At 53.6% G+C, this 19,554-nt stretch carries 18 protein-coding genes and 4 pseudogenes; 12 read left to right on the forward strand and 10 right to left on the reverse strand.

Annotated features, from left to right (window positions below; genetic code table 11):
• Window positions 1-46: 46 nt before the first annotated feature.
• A pseudogene (locus V2154_RS07820) lies at window positions 47-1,020 on the reverse strand (IS5-like element IS903B family transposase).
• 33 nt (window positions 1,021-1,053) lie between these two features.
• Between V2154_RS07820 and V2154_RS07825 the strand changes: the two are divergent.
• Window positions 1,054-1,893 (forward strand): annotated as a pseudogene (locus V2154_RS07825) (cupin domain-containing protein); the annotation flags it as partial.
• A gap of 57 nt (window positions 1,894-1,950) precedes the next feature.
• Here V2154_RS07825 and V2154_RS07830 read toward each other — a convergent pair.
• Window positions 1,951-2,871, reverse strand: coding sequence for a LysR family transcriptional regulator (locus V2154_RS07830; protein ID WP_353501741.1), 921 nt, complete (start codon window positions 2,869-2,871; stop codon window positions 1,951-1,953).
• A gap of 124 nt (window positions 2,872-2,995) precedes the next feature.
• On the opposite strand from V2154_RS07830, the gene V2154_RS07835 reads away from it, so the two are divergent.
• The gene (locus V2154_RS07835) at window positions 2,996-3,925 is read left to right on the forward strand and encodes an alpha/beta hydrolase (RefSeq protein ID WP_353501742.1); all 930 of its coding nucleotides are present in this window, start codon (window positions 2,996-2,998) and stop codon (window positions 3,923-3,925) included.
• Between the two features lie 36 nt (window positions 3,926-3,961).
• On the opposite strand, the gene V2154_RS07840 is transcribed toward V2154_RS07835, so the two are convergent.
• Window positions 3,962-4,666 carry a DUF2461 domain-containing protein gene (locus tag V2154_RS07840; RefSeq protein WP_353503947.1) on the reverse strand — a complete coding sequence of 235 codons (705 nt, stop codon included), beginning with the start codon at window positions 4,664-4,666 and terminating at the stop codon, window positions 3,962-3,964.
• A 221-nt stretch (window positions 4,667-4,887) separates the two neighbouring features.
• Between V2154_RS07840 and V2154_RS07845 the strand changes: the two genes are divergently transcribed.
• On the forward strand, window positions 4,888-5,805 hold the full coding sequence (locus V2154_RS07845) for a DMT family transporter (protein WP_353501743.1): 918 nt from the start codon (window positions 4,888-4,890) through the stop codon (window positions 5,803-5,805).
• A 58-nt stretch (window positions 5,806-5,863) separates the two neighbouring features.
• Here V2154_RS07845 and V2154_RS07850 read toward each other — a convergent pair whose 3' ends face one another.
• On the reverse strand, window positions 5,864-6,247 hold the full coding sequence (locus V2154_RS07850) for a tautomerase family protein (protein ID WP_353501744.1): 384 nt from the start codon (window positions 6,245-6,247) through the stop codon (window positions 5,864-5,866).
• Window positions 6,248-6,422: 175 nt separating this feature from the next.
• Here V2154_RS07850 and V2154_RS07855 point away from each other — a divergent pair, with 175 nt between their 5' ends.
• Window positions 6,423-7,004, forward strand: a complete 582-nt coding sequence (locus tag V2154_RS07855; RefSeq protein WP_185687976.1) for a TetR/AcrR family transcriptional regulator — start codon at window positions 6,423-6,425, stop codon at window positions 7,002-7,004.
• Between the two features lie 68 nt (window positions 7,005-7,072).
• Here the strand turns inward: V2154_RS07855 and V2154_RS07860 are convergent.
• A pseudogene (locus V2154_RS07860) lies at window positions 7,073-7,153 on the reverse strand (ash family protein); the annotation flags it as partial.
• Window positions 7,154-7,461: 308 nt separating this feature from the next.
• Between V2154_RS07860 and V2154_RS07865 the strand changes: the two are divergent.
• A complete protein-coding gene (locus V2154_RS07865) occupies window positions 7,462-8,361 on the forward strand; it encodes a DHH family phosphoesterase (protein ID WP_353501745.1) in 900 nt (299 codons plus the stop codon).
• Here the strand turns inward: V2154_RS07865 and V2154_RS07870 are convergent.
• Window positions 8,358-9,224 (reverse strand): aldo/keto reductase family oxidoreductase, encoded by an 867-nt coding sequence (locus V2154_RS07870; protein WP_353501746.1) that lies wholly within the window; start codon window positions 9,222-9,224, stop codon window positions 8,358-8,360. The two genes, V2154_RS07865 and V2154_RS07870, sit on opposite strands and share 4 nt — an antisense overlap.
• 75 nt (window positions 9,225-9,299) lie before the next feature.
• Between V2154_RS07870 and V2154_RS07875 the strand changes: the two genes are divergently transcribed.
• Window positions 9,300-9,935: a TetR/AcrR family transcriptional regulator gene (locus V2154_RS07875; RefSeq protein WP_353501747.1), complete on the forward strand. Its 636-nt coding sequence runs from the start codon at window positions 9,300-9,302 to the stop codon at window positions 9,933-9,935.
• Here V2154_RS07875 and V2154_RS07880 read toward each other — a convergent pair.
• Entirely contained in the window at window positions 9,927-10,871 is a 945-nt protein-coding gene (locus V2154_RS07880) for a LysR family transcriptional regulator (protein ID WP_353501748.1), read from the reverse strand. The two genes, V2154_RS07875 and V2154_RS07880, sit on opposite strands and share 9 nt — an antisense overlap.
• Before the next feature lie 128 nt (window positions 10,872-10,999).
• Between V2154_RS07880 and V2154_RS07885 the strand changes: the two genes are divergently transcribed.
• From V2154_RS07885 to V2154_RS07895, 3 genes are all read left to right on the forward strand, one after another.
• Window positions 11,000-11,746, forward strand: a complete 747-nt coding sequence (locus V2154_RS07885) for an SDR family oxidoreductase (RefSeq protein WP_353501749.1) — start codon at window positions 11,000-11,002, stop codon at window positions 11,744-11,746.
• 153 nt (window positions 11,747-11,899) lie between these two features.
• On the forward strand, window positions 11,900-12,895 hold the full coding sequence (locus V2154_RS07890; RefSeq protein WP_353501750.1) for an aldo/keto reductase: 996 nt from the start codon (window positions 11,900-11,902) through the stop codon (window positions 12,893-12,895).
• A gap of 183 nt (window positions 12,896-13,078) precedes the next feature.
• Window positions 13,079-13,639, forward strand: coding sequence for a hypothetical protein (locus V2154_RS07895; protein ID WP_353501751.1), 561 nt, complete (start codon window positions 13,079-13,081; stop codon window positions 13,637-13,639).
• A gap of 380 nt (window positions 13,640-14,019) precedes the next feature.
• Here the strand turns inward: V2154_RS07895 and V2154_RS07900 are convergent, their stop codons facing one another.
• Both V2154_RS07900 and V2154_RS07905 read right to left on the reverse strand, forming a co-directional pair.
• Window positions 14,020-14,835: a hypothetical protein gene (locus V2154_RS07900; protein WP_353501752.1), complete on the reverse strand. Its 816-nt coding sequence runs from the start codon at window positions 14,833-14,835 to the stop codon at window positions 14,020-14,022.
• A gap of 238 nt (window positions 14,836-15,073) precedes the next feature.
• Window positions 15,074-15,952 carry a restriction endonuclease gene (locus V2154_RS07905; protein ID WP_353501753.1) on the reverse strand — a complete coding sequence of 293 codons (879 nt, stop codon included), beginning with the start codon at window positions 15,950-15,952 and terminating at the stop codon, window positions 15,074-15,076.
• A 253-nt stretch (window positions 15,953-16,205) separates the two neighbouring features.
• Between V2154_RS07905 and V2154_RS07910 the strand changes: the two are divergent.
• Window positions 16,206-16,807, forward strand: a pseudogene (locus V2154_RS07910) (tyrosine-type recombinase/integrase).
• A 223-nt stretch (window positions 16,808-17,030) separates the two neighbouring features.
• A protein-coding gene (locus tag V2154_RS07915; protein ID WP_103215986.1) for an IS1-like element IS1A family transposase occupies window positions 17,031-17,728 on the forward strand; the annotation gives its coding sequence in 2 pieces (ribosomal slippage) (window positions 17,031-17,280 and window positions 17,280-17,728; 699 coding nt in all).
• Here V2154_RS07915 and V2154_RS07920 read toward each other — a convergent pair.
• The gene (locus V2154_RS07920; protein ID WP_353501754.1) at window positions 17,663-18,538 is read right to left on the reverse strand and encodes an NADP-dependent oxidoreductase; all 876 of its coding nucleotides are present in this window, start codon (window positions 18,536-18,538) and stop codon (window positions 17,663-17,665) included. The genes V2154_RS07915 and V2154_RS07920 overlap by 66 nt on opposite strands.
• A gap of 97 nt (window positions 18,539-18,635) precedes the next feature.
• On the opposite strand from V2154_RS07920, the gene V2154_RS07925 reads away from it, so the two are divergent.
• Window positions 18,636-19,523: a LysR family transcriptional regulator gene (locus tag V2154_RS07925; protein WP_353501755.1), complete on the forward strand. Its 888-nt coding sequence runs from the start codon at window positions 18,636-18,638 to the stop codon at window positions 19,521-19,523.
• Window positions 19,524-19,554 lie beyond the last annotated feature (31 nt).

Below are 19,554 nucleotides of genomic sequence, written 5' to 3' on the forward strand. Positions count from 1 at the left end.
AATAAATCAGATTTCGGGTAAGTCTCCCCCGTAGCGGGTTGTGTTTTCAGGCAATACGCACGCTTTCAGGCATACCTGCTTTCGTCATTTTGTTCAGCGCTCGTACCAGGGCCATAGCCTCCGCAACCTGACCATCGTAGTCACGCAGCGTCAGTGAACCCCCGAACAGCTGTTTTACCCGGTACATCGCCGTTTCCGCTATCGAGCGACGATTGTAATCTGTTGTCCATTTCCACCGCGCATTACTCCCGGTCATTCGCTGATTAGCCACTGCACGGTTACGGTCTGCATATTCACCGGGCCAGTAACCCGCACCTTTTCGGGGAGGGATAAGCGCGCTGATTTTCTTACGCCGCAGTTCATCGTGACATAGCCGGGTATCGTAAGCGCCATCGGCGGCGGCTGACCTGATTTTCCGGTGGGTTTGCCGGATTAACCCGGGGAAGGCCTCTGAGTCCGTAACGTTGTTCAGCGACAGGTCAGCGCAGATGATTTCATGTGTTTTACTGTCAACGGCGAGATGCAGCTTACGCCAGATACGGCGGCGTTCCTGGCCATGCTTTTTGACTTTCCACTCGCCTTCACCGAAGACCTTCAGCCCGGTGGAATCAATTACCAGGTGTGCGATTTCACCCCGGGTGGGCGTTTTGAAACTGACATTAACCGACTTTGCCCGCCTGCTGACACAGCTGTAATCCGGGCAGCGTAGCGGAACGTTCATCAGAGAAAAAATGGAATCAATAAAGCCCTGCGCAGCGCGCAGGGTCAGCCTGAATACGCGTTTAATGACCAGCACAGTCGTGATGGCAAGGTCAGAATAGCGCTGAGGTCTGCCTCGTGAAGAAGGTGTTGCTGACTCATACCAGGCCTGAATAGCTTCATCATCCAGCCAGAAAGTTATGGAGCCACGGTTGATGAGGGCTTTATTGTAGGTGGGCCAGTTGGTGATTTTGAACTTTTGCTTTGCCACGGAACGGAACGGTCTGCGTTGTCGGGAAGATGCGTGATCTGATCCTTCAACTCAGCAAAAGTTCGATTTATTCAACAAAGCCGATCTCCGGCAAAGCGCGGATCACTATTATTGACCCGGAAGGCACCTCTGAAGTCGCTGACTTCGGCGAAGGCGATGTGTGGTATTTCCCGAAAGGCTACGGTCATTCCATTCAAGCATTGGAAGGCGGCGCGCACTTTATTCTGACTTTCGATAACGGCCACTTCTCCGAGTTCGGTACTTTCAGTATTACCGACTGGATTGCCCATATGCCGAAAGAAGTCTTGGCGAAAAGCACCAATATGCCGTCGTCTATTTTCTCTAAAGCCAAGCAGGGCGAAGCCTATATTGTCGCTGGCCGTGTTCCACCGGCACTGCCACTGCCGCACGACAACGGCGGCAGAGATGACTCCAAGCTGAAGCACCACTACCCGTTGTTGAGCGAGCCACCGTTCTTTGAAAGTGAGGACGGCAGCGTTCACATCGTCTCTTCCAAAGAGTTCCCAGTTTCGACCACCATGACCGGCGTGATTGAAATCATGAAGCCGGGCGCGGTGCGCGAACTGCACTGGCACCCGAACGCCAACGAGTGGCAATACTACATTTCTGGCAAAGGCCGCATGACGGTCTTCGGTTCACACGGCCATGCGCAAACCGAAGAGTTTGTCGCCACCGACGTCGGCTATGTGCCACAGGGCTTTGGTCACTACATTGAGAACACCGGCGACGAAGACCTGAAAGTGCTGGTGGTGCTGGATAACGGCATCTATCAGGACATCTCCCTGTCCGACTGGCTGGCGAAAACCCCGTCTTACGTGCTGGCGCAGAACTTCGACACCACCGAAGAAGAGTGGAATTCACGCCCGGCGGAGAAGTTGGTTATCTCCAAAGGCGCGAAATAATCCGCCGACTCGCCATCTCCCACTGCCGCCTCGTGCGGCAGTTTTCTTATACAAAGTTTATGAATTCGGAAGATGCCAAGGCACGCCGTCGGCCCAGCGTTCCACCAGTAAATCAATAAAGCCGCGAATGCGCGGCGAGAGGTGCTGCTTGCTCGGGTAGAGCAGGCGGATAGGCTCCGGCTCCATATTGAAGGCCGTCAGCACGGGCACCAGTCGGCCCGCTTTAATGTCTTCAGCAGTCAGATAAGTCGGCAGATTAATAATGCCGAATCCCGCCAACGCCGACTCGCGCATCGCCTCCGAGCTATCAATATTCAACCTTCCGGGGCAGTCAAAACTGTAAATTCCCTCTGGCGTTTTAAACTTCCAGTCGCGGCGACGCATCACGCCCGACAGAAACAGATTGTCGTGGTTGAACAGGTCTTCCGGGCGCTGTGGAATGCCTTTGCGTTGCAGGTACTCCGGCGAGGCGCAGGTCACCACCTGCAGCCAGCCGATGGTGCGCGACAGCAGCCGCGAGTCGTCGCGCTCATCACCAATGCGAATGGCAATGTCGTAACCTTCCTCAATAATATCGACATAGCGGTCGGAGAAGGAGACATCAGCCTGCAGCTCGGGCCACTGGTGCAGGTATTCGCCGACCAGCGGCAGAATGTGGCGCTGACCAAACGACAGCGAGGAGGTGAGCTTTAACCTGCCGGTCGGCACCACCCGGCGCAGCGCCATGGTGCTGTCCACTTCCTCCAGATCTTCTAAAATCTGCCGGCAGCGCTCATACATAATCCGGCCTTCGTCGGTCAGGCTCAGGCTGCGCGTGGTGCGATTCAACAGCCGCACGCCGAGCCGGGTTTCTAAACGCACGATGCTCTTGCCGACGGCGGAACGGGTCAGCCCCAGAGTGACCGCCGCGCGGGTATAACTTCCTGCTCTGACCGCGGCCACAAAGGCGGCGATATCATTGATACTGTTCAGCTCCACGCCGTTCTCCCAGCCGCGATTTGTGGCTATTTGCTTCCCCAAGTGGGGAAACACATTCCCCAATGTTTTCTATAGCATTCCTTTCTGTCGTGAATCAACGCTAATCACATTAAGAGGAAAGATCATGCTGAATCAAAAAACGCAGGCCGCGCTGGCGGAAAGTAACCAGATTTTATCGGCGCTGGGGCCAGTGCTTAGGGGCGACAACTCGGCGTCGGATATCCATCAGGTGCGCGCGGCTTATAATGCTATGCAGGCCAAACAGCCGCACCCCGAGGATGTCAGCCTGACGTCGGTAAATATGGGCGGCGTGCCGGGCTTGCTCATCACGCCGGACGAACTGAAAACCGACGCGGTGGTGATGTATATCCACGGCGGCGGATATCTGGTCGGTTCCCCAGAAGGCTATGTGGGAATTGGTGGCAACTATGCCAAGCTGGTGGGGGCGAGGGTTTATCTGCCGGACTATCGGCTGGCGCCTGAACACCCATTCCCTGCGCCGATTCATGACGTGCTCCGCGCCTATGAATGGCTGCTAGAGCAGGGCATTGAGGGGAAAAGCATCGTGCTGGCCGGGGAGTCAGCGGGCGGCGCGATGGTGGTCAGCGTGATGGTGGCGGCGCGCAACAAGGGGCTGCCATTGCCCGCCGGAGGCGTGGCGATCTCCCCGTGGGCTAACCTTGAACATACCGGCGCGTCAATGTTCAACCGCGATGGCTATGACCCGGCCTGTAGCCGTGAAAGCCTGAACCTGCTGGCGCGCAGCTTCTTGGGAGACGCCTTGCCAAACCATCCGATGGCGTCGCCGGTTTTTGCCGACGTCACCGAGTTGCCGCCGATCATGATTCAGATTGGTGAAAACGAAGTGATGCTCAGTGACGCCATGCGTCTGGCGACGCACCTTGGCGACCATCGGGTGCGTGTCACGCTGGAGGTGTGGCCCGGCATGTTCCACGCCTGGCATTTTTACGCCACCATTTTGCCGGAAGCGATGCAGGCGATGACCAACTCCGCGCGCTTTATCGAGCAAGTGTTGCAAGACGCCGCGCACTAAATCGCCCGCCTAACCAGTCAGCTTCGCTGGCTGGTTTTACTCATCAAACTGCATCTGATTCTTCTTCATGCCTTCAATCTTCATCAACATGTCGTACAGCGGCGCCAGCTTGTGGAAGTCCTGACTGAGCTGACTCGCCAGCTTGCCGGAGAACAGCGGCTCCATATCCTGATGATGGCTGATCAGCGCGAAAGACTTTTTGTTGTACCAGGTGGCGATTTCGGCTGGCTGATCCTTCACCAGCGGGCGCTTGTAGCTGTCACCTTCCACCGTGAAATGCGACGGAATGCGGCGCGCCAGCTTGAGGAACTCCTCGGGTTTTTGATTCAACTGCTGGCGGAACAGGTCCATGGTGACGCGCGTCGCGCTGTAGTAGCCCAGCCCGTAGCGCCACCAGTCAGGCCCCAGTTCGAAGAAGTAAGTCGGCGCGTCGGTCCAGTTTTTGCGCGAACGCTTAAACGACAGCCACATATTGCTGCGGTATATCGACTTATCGTTGGAGAAGCGCGTGTCGCGGTGCATTCTCGACAGGGTTTTACCAATGGACGGACGCACCTCGAACAGTTCGTCAATCACCAGCATGTCTTGGCTCAGGTCAGACACCAGATGGCGAAACGGGCTGAGCAGGTTCTCCTGATAAACCTCGCGATGCTCTTCGAACCACTCTTTATTGTTGTTCTGGCTGAGTTGCAGCAGGAAGGTCAAACCCTGCTGATTGAAACCGGAAAACGCGCCCATGATCGTCCCTCGTGGTTAACTGTCGCCGCCTGTGGGTTTACACAGGCTGTTCATGCACACAGTATTGCCGAAGATGGCGGCGGATTAAAGCAGCAATCAAAAGTGTCTCCCTATTAATTGTGCAAAGTGTGTCTATATTTGTGTCGCGCGGCGTGGAAAATGGTGGCCGGAGCATTTCAATCACCTTTTAAAATTTTAATAAAAATCAGCGGGGCAGTCTGGGAATGGGTAGTCAAACGGCAGGGGTAGAGCATCGCGGCGGGGCCGAGGGCGCAGAGGGAAAACGCGCAACGCAGGGTTGGATTAACGGTTTCTTGGGCATGGTGATTTTTAGCGGATCGCTGCCCGCCACGCGGGTGGCGGTGCTGGAGTTCGATCCGCTGTTTTTAACCGCCGTGCGCGCCTTAATCGCTGGGTTGTTAGGGGCCGCCATGCTGCTGATGACGGCGCAAAAACGCCCGCAGAAACAGGACATTATTCCGCTGATTCTGGTGGCACTCGGCGTGGTGATTGGCTTCCCGCTGCTCACCGCGCTCGCCTTGCAACACACCACCTCGGCGCACTCGCTGGTGTATATCGGCCTGCTGCCTCTGGCGACCGCCTGCTTTGGCGTGTTGCGCGGCGGCGAGCGTCCGCGCCCGGCATTTTGGGCTTTTTCAGTGTTGGGAAGCCTGCTGGTGGCGGCTTTCGCCCTCAGCCAAGGCTCGGGCAGTTCGTGGCTGGGTGACCTGTTTATGCTGGCCGCCGTGGTGTTGTGTGGGCTGGGCTATGCCGAAGGTGCTGTCCTGACGCGCAAGCTGGGCGGCTGGCAAGTGATCTGCTGGGCGCTGGTGATTTCTCTGCCGGTAGCTTTGGCGCTGGCGTGGTACGCCGCACCCGCAAGCTGGCCGGTCGCCAGCCCGCAGGCGTGGGCTTCCCTCGGCTATGTATCGATTTTCAGCATGCTGATTGGCTTTATCTTCTGGTATCGCGGCCTGTCGATGGGCGGGATCGCCGCCGTCGGCCAGCTCCAGCTGCTCCAGCCTTTCTTCGGGCTGGCGCTGGCAGGGTGGCTGCTGCAAGAGACCATTCAACCCTCAATGATCGCCGTCATGGCCGGGGTTCTGGCCTGCGTGTTTGGCGCGAAGCGCTTCTCACGTTAAGCCTTTCACACGCCATGACACAGCTGTCGTCATGGCGTTTTCACTATTTCTTCCTCTGTTACTCGGCGTACTGTGCGATGCCGTTGCCGAACGACCAGTTCTCTTTCTTCACTTCAACCAGACTGATAAACACATCGCCTTTCGGGATGCTTAACTGCTGCGCAAGCTGGTCGGCAATGGTCTTATACAGCCCCTTTTTCTGATCGACAGTTCGGCCTTCATTGAGGGTGATTTGAATGATCACCGTCTGGTCCGTGCGCTGAATGCCAAGATATTCCGGGTCATAGACGAAGTGATCCCGCGCGTGCTCGTTCAAGATTTGGAAGTTGTCCTTGTCCGGCACATTAATGGCGGTGCGCATCGCCTGATAGATTATCTTGCCAATTTTCCCGATATAGCTGCTATCGGCGTTTTTGATGATATCAACGCGTACGATCGGCATGGTCAGTCTCCAGTTTTATAGGGAAGGGTTAAGTGCTCTACTGCTTAAAAAATAAATTACGACTATAATTTATTTTTGGCAAGGGATATTTAATCCGCCATCAGCCGTAGAGCAATGGCCTAAATTGTAATATGATACATATCATCTATTGCCAAGTTTAGCAGGAGTCTGTCCTATGCCACGGGTATCTAAAGCCGAAACCGAGCGCAACCGCGCCCTGATCGAGGAAGTCTCCTCAAAGCTGTTTCGCGAGCAGGGGCTGAAAGTCAGCGTTGCCGACGTGATGTCCGCCGCCGGGCTGACCCACGGCGGCTTTTACGGCCATTTCAAATCCAAAGATGAGCTGATCGCCATTGCCTGTGCCAACGCTTTCGACACGGCGGTACACAACTGGCAAGAAGAAGCGGCGTCCGGCGAGACGTTAGCCGAAAAACAAAAAGCGCTGGTGGAGCACTATCTCTCATCTTCCAATATCAAGAACATGGGCGACGGCTGCCCGCTGGCTTCGCTGGCGAGCGACGTGGCGCGGGAAGATGAAGATAAGCCGGTGCGCGAGGCGTTTCATCAGGGCACTGAGAAGCTAGTGGAGATCTTTGCCGCCGGGGAGAGCAACCACGCGAAGGCGCTGGCGGCGGTATCGACCATGGTCGGCGCGCTGATCCTGGCCCGTGCTAACAGCGGCTACTCGGTGGCGGATGATTTTATCTCGGTGGCGAAAGCGCAGCTGTTGGCGGAGATTAAAAACGCCGAGTCCTAAAATTTAGCTGCCACCTAAGCTGCGAAAGTTTTGGTGGTAGCCCAGACAGGGTTCGCAGTACCGGCCTACAAGGATACCGGCCAACCCGAAGGTTGCCCTGCCTGAGCCACCATAGATATTGTCGCAACATGGCGTGTTGCGAGAACAATAGGCGAACAAAAGCATTAACACTCAGTGTTATACCACTAAGTGATCCTCATAAGTTAACCGGGCTGCGAAACCCGACTGCGGATTTTGCCGCAGCAAGGCAACTATAGTTAAGTCAGAAGCCTTAACCAAGCGGCTAAATTCTATTCTGCGGCACACTTTCCAAGAAAATTGTCTATATTGCAAAGGGTTACATTGAGCGGATGAATAATTAGGGCGGCGAGCCTCTACCCGTGGGGGATTATTGCCTGCGCCAGCCGCGAGTCTGCTACTCTTTGGCCATTACTTACGCGCCCTCAAAGGACGATTTATGATTTCGGTTTTTGGTCATCTCAATCCCGACAGCGATACGATTTGCAGCGCCCTGGTGACGGCGGACTGGCTCAACGCCTTGGGGAAACCCGCGCAGGCTTTTCGCCTTGGCGAGCTAACACCGGAAACCCTCTATATTCTGAAGCAGGCCAACAGGGCCGCGCCGCCGCTGTTAGTCGATGATTTAACAGACAAACCCGTGTGGCTGGTGGACTTTACCGAGTTCGAGCAGGGGCCAGTGTCGCTGCCCGCCAGCAACATTCTTGGCATTATTGATCACCATCGCCTTGGCACGGTAATGACCAAGAACCCGCCAGATATCTGGGTTCGCGCGGTGGGCTGCTGTGGCACCATCATCTGGCAGATTATGACTCGAGAGTGTGAAATGGCCGTGAGCTCGAGCCAGGCGACGCTACTGTTGGGGGCGATTTTGAGTGATACCGTGGGGCTGACGTCGCCAACCACCACGGCGCAGGATAAGCAGGCGGTGAAAGCCCTGCTGGCAATTAACGGGTTGAATTATCAGGATTTCCTCGACGGCTTGCTGGCGGCGAAAACCGATATCAGCGGCAAAACGGCTGCGGAATTACTGCAAAAAGACGCCAAAAATTACACCATTAACGGTGTGTCACTGCTGTTGGCGCAAATTGAAGTGAGCGCCTTCGCCGCCGTGACGCCGCTCTTGCCGCAGCTGCTCGAAGAGATAGAGCGCGAGCGTCAGGCCAGGGGATTGGACATCGTGGTACTGATCCTGACCGATATTTCCCTGCGCAACTCGACGCTCTACTTCTCTCACAACGCCATTTTGCCGCAGGGCGCGTGCTCGCTGCCGGGAGCAATTAGCCGCAAAAAAGAGATCCTGCCTTATATCAATGACTTACTGACTAAGGCCCGTTAGCCCGCCAGCTGGTTCAGTTTATCCATCGCGGCCTGTGGAATAACCAGCCCGGCGGCGGCGAGGTTGTGCTGCAAATGGCTCACCGACGAGGTGCCGGGGATCAGCAAAATGTTTGGCGAACGGCGCAACAGCCACGCCAGCGCCACTTGGATAGTTGAAGCATTCAGCTCATCCGCCACCTGCTGCAAACCCGCTGACTGCAAGGGGTTGAAGCCGCCGAGTGGGAAGAACGGCACGTAGGCGATGCCTTGCTCTGCCAGTTCGTCAATCAGCGCGTCGTCCTTGCGGTGAGCCAAATTGTACATATTCTGTACACAGACAATCGGCGCGATACTGCGCGCTTCGGCGACCTGTTTCGCGGTGACATTACTCACCCCAATGTGGCGTATCAGCCCCTGATGCTGCAGCTCGGCCAGCGCGTTAAGCTGTTCTTCTATCGATCCTTCCGTCGGTTTATGGGTATCAAACATGATGCGCAGGTTAACCACGTCGAGCACGTCCAGTTGCAGATTGCGTAAATTATCATGCACCGCCGAGGTCAACTCCTGCGCCGAATAGGCCTTCAGCCATGAGCCGTCGCTGCCACGCTTCGCGCCCACTTTAGTGACAATCGTCAGGTCATCGGAATAAGGATGCAGCGCCTCGCGCACCAGCTGATTGGTGATGTGCGGGCCATAAAAATCACTGGTATCAATGTGATTTACGCCAGATGCCGCGGCCTCACGCAGCACGGCCAGCGCTGCGTTTTTATCTTTTGGCGGGCCGAACACGCCCGGACCGGCGAGCTGCATGGTGCCGTAGCCCAGACGTTTTACACTGTGCGTGCCGAGGGTGAATGTGCCGCTGTTATCGATGCTCGTCATAGTTGTCTTCTTGCCTTCGCTGAGTAGGGGAAGTACAAGTATATGAATCATCCTTCAGGTTTAGAATTCGCATTTATGAACACACCTCCTAAGACGCTCAAGCCCCGTAAATCGCCAGTACAGGCCCGATCGGCGGCCACCGTTGCGGCTTTACACACGGCAACCATTCAGGTTTTAACTCAAGAGGGTTTAGCGCGCTGCAACACCACGCGGGTTGCCGAGCGCGCGGGCATGTCGGTGGGCAGCGTTTACCAGTATTACCCCAACCGCGACGCGCTGCTGGCGACGGTGTTGGCCCATCATCTGGAGAGGGTGGCGATAGCGGTAGAAGAGGTGTGCGCCGCCTGTCAGGGCCAGCCGGTGGATGTGATGGCGGCAAGGCTGGTGAAGGAGTTTTTGGCGGCAAAACTGCATGACACCGAGGAGTCAAAGGCGCTGTATCGCGTGGCGGCGGAGCGCGACGGCGCGCGCGTGGTGGCTATTGTGCATCGGCGGATGTCGGCGGCGGTTTCAACCATGCTGGTGAGTGCGCCCGACGCCCAGTTTAAAGACCCGGATGTCACGGCGGCCATTGCCCTCGGCGCGCTGGCAGGCCCGGTGCGCGCCTTGCTGGAGGGGCTTTCCTCTCCCGAGTTCGACCAGCATCTGCCCGAGCAGCTGACTTTGCTGCTAGAGGGTTATTTTCGGCGCGGCGGGGGCGGTTCAGCCTGACTTTTCTGCCAGCTCCTCCGCGCTGAGCACGTAGTCCGGCGCATCCAGCAGCCTTTCGATAGTCAGGTCGATAAAGGCCCGTACCCTTGATGGCTGGGCCGCGCGGCTGCCGTAATAGACGTGAACACTCATATGGTCGGTGACGTGCTGGGTGAGCAGCGGCACCAGCCGTCCGGCGCGGATTGGCGCGGCCGCCGACAGGCCGGAGAGCAGGCCAATCACGTGGCCTGAGAGCACTGCCTGAGTCTCGAGCTGCGCGTCGTTGCTCGACAGCGCCGGGCGCACGTCAACTGAAGTCACTTCGCCATCCACTTTTAGCAGCCAAGGCAGCACGCGCCCCGAGCCGGGGTGGCGGAAGGTGCTGCAACGGTGCGCGGCCAATTGCTCGATATTCTGCGGCGCGCCGTGGCGGGCGAGATAAGCCGGAGAGGCGCAGACAATCAGCTGCATGGCGAACAGGCGGCGAACCGAGACACCGTCTTCCGGCGGCTGACCAATACGAAAGCCGACGTCGGTGCGATCTTCCACCCAACTGCCAATGCGATCGTCGAGTTTGATGTCCGGCTCGACGTCGGGATGGCGTCCGCAGAACTCATCAAGCAGCGGCCAAAGCACCGGCAAAAACGAATACTTTGGCGCGACGATGCGCAGCGGGCCCGCAATCGCGTCTTTCACATTACGCACCCGATCTCCGGCTCGCTCCAATGCCGCCAACGCGGGCTGGGCGGCGTCAAGAAACTGCTGGCCTTCGGTAGTCAGCGCCAGACTGCGGGTGGTGCGATGCAGCAGGCGCACACCGAGCCGCTGCTCAAGGCCCGCCAGCGCCTGACTCGCCGCCTGTGGGCTGACTCCCTGAGCCGCCGCGGCTCGGCGAATACTGCCCAGTTCGATGGCTTTGATAAAGGTTTCGATGGCGCGCAGGTCGCTAACAGGCATGGCTATTCCTCTCCTTATAGAATGTCGAGTATCAACCTCTACTTGTTACTGAGTCAATAACTGGCCTACTAGTGGCTTGCTACTCTTTTACCTACCATCGGCTCTGACATCATTTTTCGGAGCTTGTTATGAACAACAATATCAAAGATAAAGTCATTGTGATCACCGGCGCGAGCAGTGGTCTTGGGCTGGCCGCCGCACGCCGACTGGCACAGCAGGGGGCTTGTCTGGTACTGGGCGCGCGGCGTATCGACCGCCTGCAACAGCTGGCGGACGAGCTGAATGGCGAAGGGCATCGGGCGATTGCCGTCGAGGCCGACGTCACGCGTCGTGATGATGTAAAACGGCTGGTGGACAGCGCGGTGCAGACCTTCGGGCGAGTTGACGTGATGGTTAACAATGCCGGGCTGATGCCCATTTCTGCGCTGGAAAGGCTAAAAGTTGAAGACTGGGAGCGCACTATCGATGTGAACATCAAGGGCGTGCTTTATGGCATCGCGGCGGCGCTGCCGCACATGCAGCGCCAGATGTCCGGCCATTTTGTTAACGTGGCATCGGTGGCTGGGCACAAGAACATGCCTAACGGCACGGTCTATTCTGCCTCCAAATTTGCCGTGCGCGCCCTGTCGGAAGGGCTGCGGCAGGAGGTAAAACCTTGGAATATCCGCACCACTATTTTGTCGCCGGGGGCGGTGGACACTGAGCTTCCCGCCAGCATTACCGAGGCTGACGTCGCCAAGGGGATGCTGGGGTTCTACCAGTCTACGGCTATTTCGGCTGACTCATTCGCCCGCGCCATTATCTTCGCCATCGAGCAGCCCGAGGATATGGATGTGAATGAAATCGTCTTCCGGCCAACTCGCCAGCAGGCTTAACGCAGCCTCCCGTGTCGGCACTCTGCTTGCCGACACGTCTTCCTTCTTCATTGTTTTTCACGTATTTCAAAATAAATGTCATATAACATCTATTGTATAAATGCTAAGTGACATCTATTATGACTGCGACTGAAACATACATTGGAGAAAATTATGAGTTTAAAAGACAAGATCATCGGCCGCCTTGGCTTCGGCACCGCCCCTCTGGGGAATATGTTCCGCGCGCTGTCTGACGAAGAGGCCGCAGAAACGGTGGAAGCCGCTTGGCAGCAGGGGATCCGCTTCTATGATACTGCGCCGCTGTATGGCGCTGGCCTGTCTGAAACCCGACTCGGCGAGGCGCTGGCGAAGTATAAGCGCAGTGAATACACCTTAAGTACCAAGGTCGGGCGACCCATTTCTGACGAGCTGCACGCTGCTCCTCGCGCCGGGGCTTTTGGGCTGGGTAACCAGAACAAGATGCTGACCGACTATTCGGCAGATGCCACCATGCGTTCTATCGAGGGGAGTCTGGAGCGGCTGAAAACCGACCGTCTTGACTTAGTATTTGTGCACGATGTGGCTCAGGACGCGCACGGCGACGAGTGGATCGAGCATTTCAATATCGCTCGCAAAGGAGCTTTTAAAGCACTTTCCCGGTTGAAAGAAGAGGGGGTTATCAAGGGTTGGGGGCTGGGCGTGAACCGCGTCGAGCCTTGCGAACTGCTGCTGGATCTCGATGACGTCCGCCCAGACGGCTTCCTGCTGGCGGGCCGCTATACGCTGCTCGATCACCAACAACCTCTGCAACGACTGCTGGCCAAGGCGAGAGCCAACAACGCCGAGTTTATCGCCGGAGGCCCTTACAGCTCGGGCGTGCTGGTGGGCGGCAAGCATTTTGAGTACAGCGAGGCGTCGCCGGAGATCCTCGAGAAGGTCAAAGTCATTCACGACATCGCCCGCCAGTACGGAGTAGATGTTAAAGCCGCGGCGCTGCAATTCCCGCTGGCCGAGCCGCTATTCGCTGCGGTGATCCCCGGCGCCAGCCGACCTTCGCGCCTTATCGAAGACAGCAAAGCCATGGCAGAAGTCATCCCACAGGGCTTCTGGCAGGCTTTAAGAAACAAAGGCTTAATTGCCCCACAGGCAGAAACGCCGAATATTGGTTAATGCTGTTTACACAGCGGGGTGGGGACATCCCGCTGGATTAGATTTTGTCTTTTATTAATTAAGGCCGTGGTGATTGGGCTGGTCAACACAATATGCAACATGGGCAGAAGCAACAACGGTGCTGTCGTGACATCAGCTTGTAAAGTAGTATGAGTTCTTCTCCTGTCCAACTCTGGATGCTCAATGACATTACAAGCGACCTATCATGAACAGCCAACGCCCGGTGATGAAACGGAAGGTGTTTCAATCATAGACGTCAATCCTTTTGGCACTAATGGAGAAAAGGATCGGCGACTACTAATCAGTAAGGACGCTGAGCCCATTCTTATTTTACAGTTGTATGTTCGTGCGGATGAAGATGGCTGGCTAATTTCCAGCGCCTTTTCTGAATTTCTCCTGAATGACTCTCACATAGCAATCATTTGTGGCGATCACTTTCATGTTATTGACATGACCACTCACTCGTTCAGAAGCCATTCACTAGGTGATTACGTTGCTCATATTTATTCAATTCCTGACGTCCATTCTGACAGGCTACATGATCGGGTTATGGTCACCACTTACTGTCACGTTTTTCTGATTGAAATTGCAGGGGGCATTCTCTGGAAATCCATTCAATGCGCCATTGATGGCGTGATCATTACATCAATAGAGAATGATACGGTGCTTGGCCTTGGAGAGTGGGATCCGCCAGGAGGATGGGAGCCGTTTAAGCTTGATCTCAAAACGGGTATCCCGATTTGAAGAAGGAATTTCCCTCACAGTAATTGCTAGAAAGGGATTTTGCTAACTTTTTATGTTATCTGCTGACGCGGCCTCGATCACATCAGCATTAGATCCTGCTTCATCCATAACTGTGCTACTCGTTAACCTGCCCGGGAGTTCTCTTTTAACCAATAGTAATAAGAATCGTGAACTTCCGCTCCTCGCTCAAAGCGGACATTTTGTCCCGTTAGCAATGTCTGCTTCATGCCAATAACAGATTGTTAATATACAGTTGTATTAATCAATCGGAGCAGGTTAGAAGCGCTGAAACTTTTATTTGTCAGACTGCTGCAGAATGGGCGTATTTTTGACAAAAAACCGACAGCATCAATACTGCCGGCTTCTTTGTCAGGATGAGCTTATTGCCGCGTCAATTCAAAAACGCTCTTATCACCATCAATCTCGATAGTCATAAGCATCTTATCATTGGGCAACAGACGGATTTGAGTTGGGGTTTGTGATTTGTGGAACGGGTGATCAAACAGCTCTGGCTTTTCGGAATAGGCATAGCTGTTAAAATTCAACTCGTCGCCGACCCAGTGCACATTATTAAACAGGTAATGCCAATTATTATCTGCCGCATTGAACAGTCTGAATTGACCCTGTTTATCCTTAATGATCTCTAACTGAGTAATCTTTTTCGACTGCCATTTGCCAACGAATTTCTGGAGACCATTATGTTCAGGGATCGATGAAGCCTCAATAAAATCGCCGGGCTTAAAGGCCGTCTTTTGACTTTTGTCCTCTGGTTTATACATCCCACACAAGGGCATGACTTGCGTCACTTTCAGATAGAAAAAAGTCAGGCTTTCATTCTCAAAATCAATAGGTTGTTTCAGCTTCATCACCCGCCCAATGATACCAAGAATCTTCAGTTGGGAGGCATGGTTTGACGATGTCAAACGAATAGTCTGGCTGCTTTTGTCAACCACATAGTGAGATTGCTCAACCCCCATTTTTACCTGTGGGTTTTCACAGTTAAATGAATGCAGCAGCACCTGATCATCGGCGCGGAACTCAACAACATTAGCGATACCGTTTTTTAATGGCAGCATCGCCCAGATTCCGATGAGAGCCTTTTTATCAACAGCAGAAGGTGAGGTAGGCTGAGCAGTTGGATGGGCACAGCTACTGAGTAGGGTCACAAGCAATACAACAATCATGTGTTTAAACATGGTACATCCTGTAAGGAAATAGCGAAAAAAGGTGAATATAAACCAGTCTGCGTAAAGAGATAATAAATATAACAAAGTTTTCTTCAGCCCTGCTGACAGTAGCTTAGCCAAAATTTATTATGATTTTCATATCGTTTTAAATACAACTTTAAACCTATGCTATGTACCTCAGGTCACTGGCTGCATGATCATTACTGATGTCCGCTATGTGCCAAAAACGGACCTTGACGCTATAAATTTATATACCTGATTTTTTCTTGAAAATTAAACGGTACCCGGGCGCGGTATTTGGCTCCTTTGGTAAATCAACGCCTTCGTGAAAATCGCTGATCAAGTCTTTTCTCCGTATTTCATCGAACAAGAACTGATTTTTTGGCACGCCAGCAGCATAGCCAGGCCGAGCAATGACATATCTTGCGTTAAACGCATCACAGGTTAGGATAAAGCACGAAAGATGTCTCTGAGCCATTCCCCTAACCTGCCACTTAGTACCTAAGCGCTGGTCCTTTAGAAAACGCTGGGCATGAGCTCTGGAGAGGAATAAGAAAGCTGTCATGACTTCGTTCTTCGCGTCGATGTGTCCGAATGGTGAATATTCCTCAGTATCAAAAATAGTCCAGAAAGGCTGACCTATTGTGTCCTCATCAGGAATAACCACATTTATCAGTCTTCGAGAAAGAAGATTGCCAATGGAGGGCAGCTCTGAGTAATCCATGAGCGTAACGTTATTTTGTTTAGCAAACTCGCGCGCTCCTTTCTGAAAACCACCTGAGGATACGACAATGCCATGACTCAGGCAGCATTGGTGTATCTTGTTATGAAAGGCTAATACGCTATCTCGCTCTAGGGGCCGCGAGCGGTTCTTGCACTCTACAGCAACGCGATGACGTATTCCGGCCATCTCAAATTCGTAATAAACGTCTATCTGATAGCTGCTGCCTTCTCTACCTGAAATCTGCACGTTACGGGCTACCATGGCCTTATTACCTTGAATATCGAGCAGTTGCTGATAGACGCCCTGAACATGCGATTCCAGATTCTGCCATTTTTCCGGTGGTGGTGAGGTGGGAGACTTACTTAGCAAATCTACGAAGGCTTTCATGGAGGGGCGAGTCATGTTGATTCCTTAAGGGATTGTTAAGGATTTCAGATATAACCATAGATTGCACGCAGTGCCAAGGCGGAACCCCGGCCAAGGCTTGTCCTTACATATTCAGTCCCCCTTAAAACCTTGAGTCCTTTATGCGACTGTGACCTTCTCCCCGTTTAATAATACTAGTAATACTCAGGGCTATTCATTTACCAATGTCCGCTCTTCGCCCATAAGGGACAATCATACTTAAATCTCCCACATCGCAGGAGGTTTGAGCATGAACACGTCGCCGTGTAACAAAGACCGTATCGTCGGCCAAAAAAGACCTCTTCAGATCTCTCATATCTGGGGGGCTGAATCCGGCTTGAACTAGAAGGTAAGACGCGCGATTTGGCTTTGTTCAATATGGCTTTGGACAGTAAACTACGAGGTTGTGATCTGGTAAAACTCAAATTATCTGATGTTGTATATGGTAGTTCTGTTTCAAGCAGGGCAACGGTGCTGCAACAAAAACCGGTAGCCCCGTCCAATTTGAGATAACCAAAGGGATAAGAGAAGCAGTTGCAGCGCTAATAAAGCTTGGCAATTTACGCAGTAAAGACTACTTGTTCCGATCTCGGGTCGGTACTAACCAACACATATCAACCCGGCAATACAACCGAATTTTTTATGGGGGAGTAGTAAAGCTTGGTCTTGAAGATTCACTTCACAGCACACATTCAATGAAAAGAACAAAACCTTACCTGAAACTACAAGAAAACCAAGAATCTCCGGGTGATCCAACTTCTGTAGGGGCATAAGAAACTGGAAAGCACGGTGCGTTATCTGGGCATTGAAGTCGATGATGCGTTAGAGATCTCTGAGTCGATTGAAGTCTAAGGTTGTCAGGGCTGCAACAGCAGCCCTGTGGCAAGAGTTGACATCGTAAAAAGATAAACATATTGATAATTTGGCAACTATTCAGAATCACGAAAAGCACTTTAAAGATTGGCGCGGGGTATAAGTTGAGTTTACTGTTGATATCATGATTTCTGCTAGGTAATCGAGGGTGATGCTGCCAACTTACTGATTTAGTGTATGATGGTGTTTTTGAGGTGCTCCAGTGGCTTCTGTTTCTATCAGCTGTCCCTCCTGTTCAGCTACTGACGGGGTGGTGCGTAACGGCAAAAGCACCGCCGGACATCAGCGCTATCTCTGCTCTCACTGCCGTAAAACATGGCAACTGCAGTTCACTTACACCGCTTCTCAACCCGGCACGCACCAGAAAATCATTGATATGGCCATGAATGGCGTTGGATGCCGGGCAACTGCCCGCATTATGGGCGTTGGCCTCAACACGATTTTACGTCACTTAAAAAACTCAGGCCGCAGTCGGTAACCTCGCGCATACAGCCGGGCAGTGACGTCATCGTCTGCGCGGAAATGGACGAACAGTGGGGCTATGTCGGGGCTAAATCGCGCCAGCGCTGGCTGTTTTACGCGTATGACAGGCTCCGGAAGACGGTTGTTGCGCACGTATTCGGTGAACGCACTATGGCGACGCTGGGGCGTCTTATGAGCCTGCTGTCACCCTTTGACGTGGTGATATGGATGACGGATGGCTGGCCGCTGTATGAATCCCGCCTGAAGGGAAAGCTGCACGTAATCAGCAAGCGATATACGCAGCGAATTGAGCGGCATAACCTGAATCTGAGGCAGCACCTGGCACGGCTGGGACGGAAGTCGCTGTCGTTCTCAAAATCGGTGGAGCTGCATGACAAAGTCATCGGGCATTATCTGAACATAAAACACTATCAATAAGTTGGAGTCATTACCCAATACGGCAGCGTTATATTTCATTTGGAAAAAAGTCCCTTTGCCCGGTTGGCCGTCTGGTTTTTTTCCGGCGATATCAACCGCAACCGCACTTGCAATACGGCCGTTCGGTGACAGAGCGCTCCAGAGAGCTGTCAGGGATTTCCCACCCACCAAATCAAGAATGAGGTCGACGTCTTTTATCTGCGCTAAAGCCTCTGGGTCGCTATAGTCAATGACCTCCGCGGCTCCCAATGACTTGACATAACTCTTGTTCTTTTTCGATGCCGTGGCGATTACCTTTGCCCCGGCGCGCTGCGCCAATGGAACGGCCAAAGAACCTACGCCACCGGCCGCGCCTTGAATCAACACTGTTTCCCCGGACTTCAAGGCGCCGATATCAAATAACCCGGTCCACGCCGTCAGGCCAGCCACCGGCAGGGTTGCCGCGATGCTGTCGTCTAAATTATCGGGAGTAGGGATTAACAGGTCCGGCGTAGTTTCTATGATTTCAGCAAATGCACCATAGTTAAGCGACTTCCCAATGACGCGATCGCCTACCTTGAAGCTCGTGACGCCTTCGCCCACTTCAATCACATCTCCGGCAAATTCCACACCCAGAACGCAGGGCAGGACTAATGGAAATATATTCTTAAATGTTCCGTCACGCAGTTTCCAATCAAGGGGATTAATCCCTGCGGCCTTGATTTCTACAATGACTTTGCCGGAAGAGACTTTAGGCCGTGTGATTGGCTCAATTTTAATCGTGTCCTGGGCACCATAACGGTACATAACGGCTGCAAGTGGTTTATTCATGTTTTATCTCCTCAGTTATTTTCAAACTGTACCCGTATCAAAAATAATTAATAAGATGCTAAATTATGAACACCGCGTACCGAAAATGAGACAGCATATGAATATGGATGCCTTGCAGGACTTCATCAGCGTGATCACCCACGGCAGCTTCAGCGCGGCAAGTCGCGCAACGGTGACGCCTAAAGCCTCTATTTCGCGGCGGATCCGCCAGTTGGAAGATGAACTGCAAACACGCTTGTTTGAGCGTACCAACACCGGTTTCGCCTTGACCTCAGAAGGGGCCATGCTATTCGAGCGGGTAAAGCCGCTGGTGAACGAGCTTAACGACATCAAAACGGACATGATAGAACAGACCGCCAGCCCGTCGGGAAAACTGCGCGTTAGCGTTCCTCCCGTTATCGCCTTTGATATTTTGGGCAAAGCGGCTGCGCGTTATAGAGAACTTTATCCATTGGTTGAGCTGGAACTCGTGGCTGACAGCCGACTGGTGGATCCGATTCGCGAGGGTTTTGACGCCGTTCTTCGGGTAAATCCCAAGGTGGATGAAGAGATGATCGGCGTAAAAATATTCCGAGAGACGTTAGTCTTTGTCGCGTCACCACAATACAAAGAGAGGCTGGCTGCGGCAGAGCCCGTCACCGGGCTGCCATTCATCAGTATTGGAACCCACTGGCAACCCACTCAGGTCAGCACGGTTTGGGAAGGGGAGCCAAGAGAGTTTAATGTGAACACCGAGCTGTATATCTCGTCTCCGTTTATCACCCGTTCGACCATTATTTCGGGATTCGGCTCCGCGCTGCTGCCAGAAGCCTTAGTCGCCGATGACATCAAAGCAAACCGGCTAATTTCTCTGGGCGTGAGTGAAGACCCTGAGCTGGCTTTATGGTGTCTCTATCCCAGCAGGCGCTATGTCACCGGGAGGTTAAGAGCTTTTATTGATTTATTGGCGGAAACCTTCGCACAGAGCAAAAGCATTGACCATTAACGGCTCGAAAGGATAACCCGGCACCAAGCTC

The sequence above is a fragment of the Ewingella sp. CoE-038-23 genome (genome assembly GCF_040419245.1).
In the GTDB taxonomy this organism is placed as follows: domain Bacteria; phylum Pseudomonadota; class Gammaproteobacteria; order Enterobacterales; family Enterobacteriaceae; genus Ewingella; species Ewingella allii.

Excerpts from the sequence above, each read along its gene's own strand:
- V2154_RS07835 (WP_353501742.1), top strand. The coding sequence starts at position 2,996 with ATGCTGAATCAAAAAACGCAGGCCGCGCTGGCGGAAAGTAACCAGATT.
- V2154_RS07845 (WP_353501743.1), top strand. The coding sequence starts at position 4,888 with ATGGGTAGTCAAACGGCAGGGGTAGAGCATCGCGGCGGGGCCGAGGGC.
- V2154_RS07850 (WP_353501744.1), bottom strand. The coding sequence starts at position 6,247 with ATGCCGATCGTACGCGTTGATATCATCAAAAACGCCGATAGCAGCTAT.
- V2154_RS07855 (WP_185687976.1), top strand. The coding sequence starts at position 6,423 with ATGCCACGGGTATCTAAAGCCGAAACCGAGCGCAACCGCGCCCTGATC.
- V2154_RS07865 (WP_353501745.1), top strand. The coding sequence starts at position 7,462 with ATGATTTCGGTTTTTGGTCATCTCAATCCCGACAGCGATACGATTTGC.
- V2154_RS07870 (WP_353501746.1), bottom strand. The coding sequence starts at position 9,224 with ATGACGAGCATCGATAACAGCGGCACATTCACCCTCGGCACGCACAGT.
- V2154_RS07875 (WP_353501747.1), top strand. The coding sequence starts at position 9,300 with ATGAACACACCTCCTAAGACGCTCAAGCCCCGTAAATCGCCAGTACAG.
- V2154_RS07880 (WP_353501748.1), bottom strand. The coding sequence starts at position 10,871 with ATGCCTGTTAGCGACCTGCGCGCCATCGAAACCTTTATCAAAGCCATC.
- V2154_RS07885 (WP_353501749.1), top strand. The coding sequence starts at position 11,000 with ATGAACAACAATATCAAAGATAAAGTCATTGTGATCACCGGCGCGAGC.
- V2154_RS07890 (WP_353501750.1), top strand. The coding sequence starts at position 11,900 with ATGAGTTTAAAAGACAAGATCATCGGCCGCCTTGGCTTCGGCACCGCC.
- V2154_RS07895 (WP_353501751.1), top strand. The coding sequence starts at position 13,079 with ATGACATTACAAGCGACCTATCATGAACAGCCAACGCCCGGTGATGAA.
- V2154_RS07900 (WP_353501752.1), bottom strand. The coding sequence starts at position 14,835 with ATGTTTAAACACATGATTGTTGTATTGCTTGTGACCCTACTCAGTAGC.
- V2154_RS07905 (WP_353501753.1), bottom strand. The coding sequence starts at position 15,952 with ATGACTCGCCCCTCCATGAAAGCCTTCGTAGATTTGCTAAGTAAGTCT.
- V2154_RS07920 (WP_353501754.1), bottom strand. The coding sequence starts at position 18,538 with ATGAATAAACCACTTGCAGCCGTTATGTACCGTTATGGTGCCCAGGAC.
- V2154_RS07925 (WP_353501755.1), top strand. The coding sequence starts at position 18,636 with ATGAATATGGATGCCTTGCAGGACTTCATCAGCGTGATCACCCACGGC.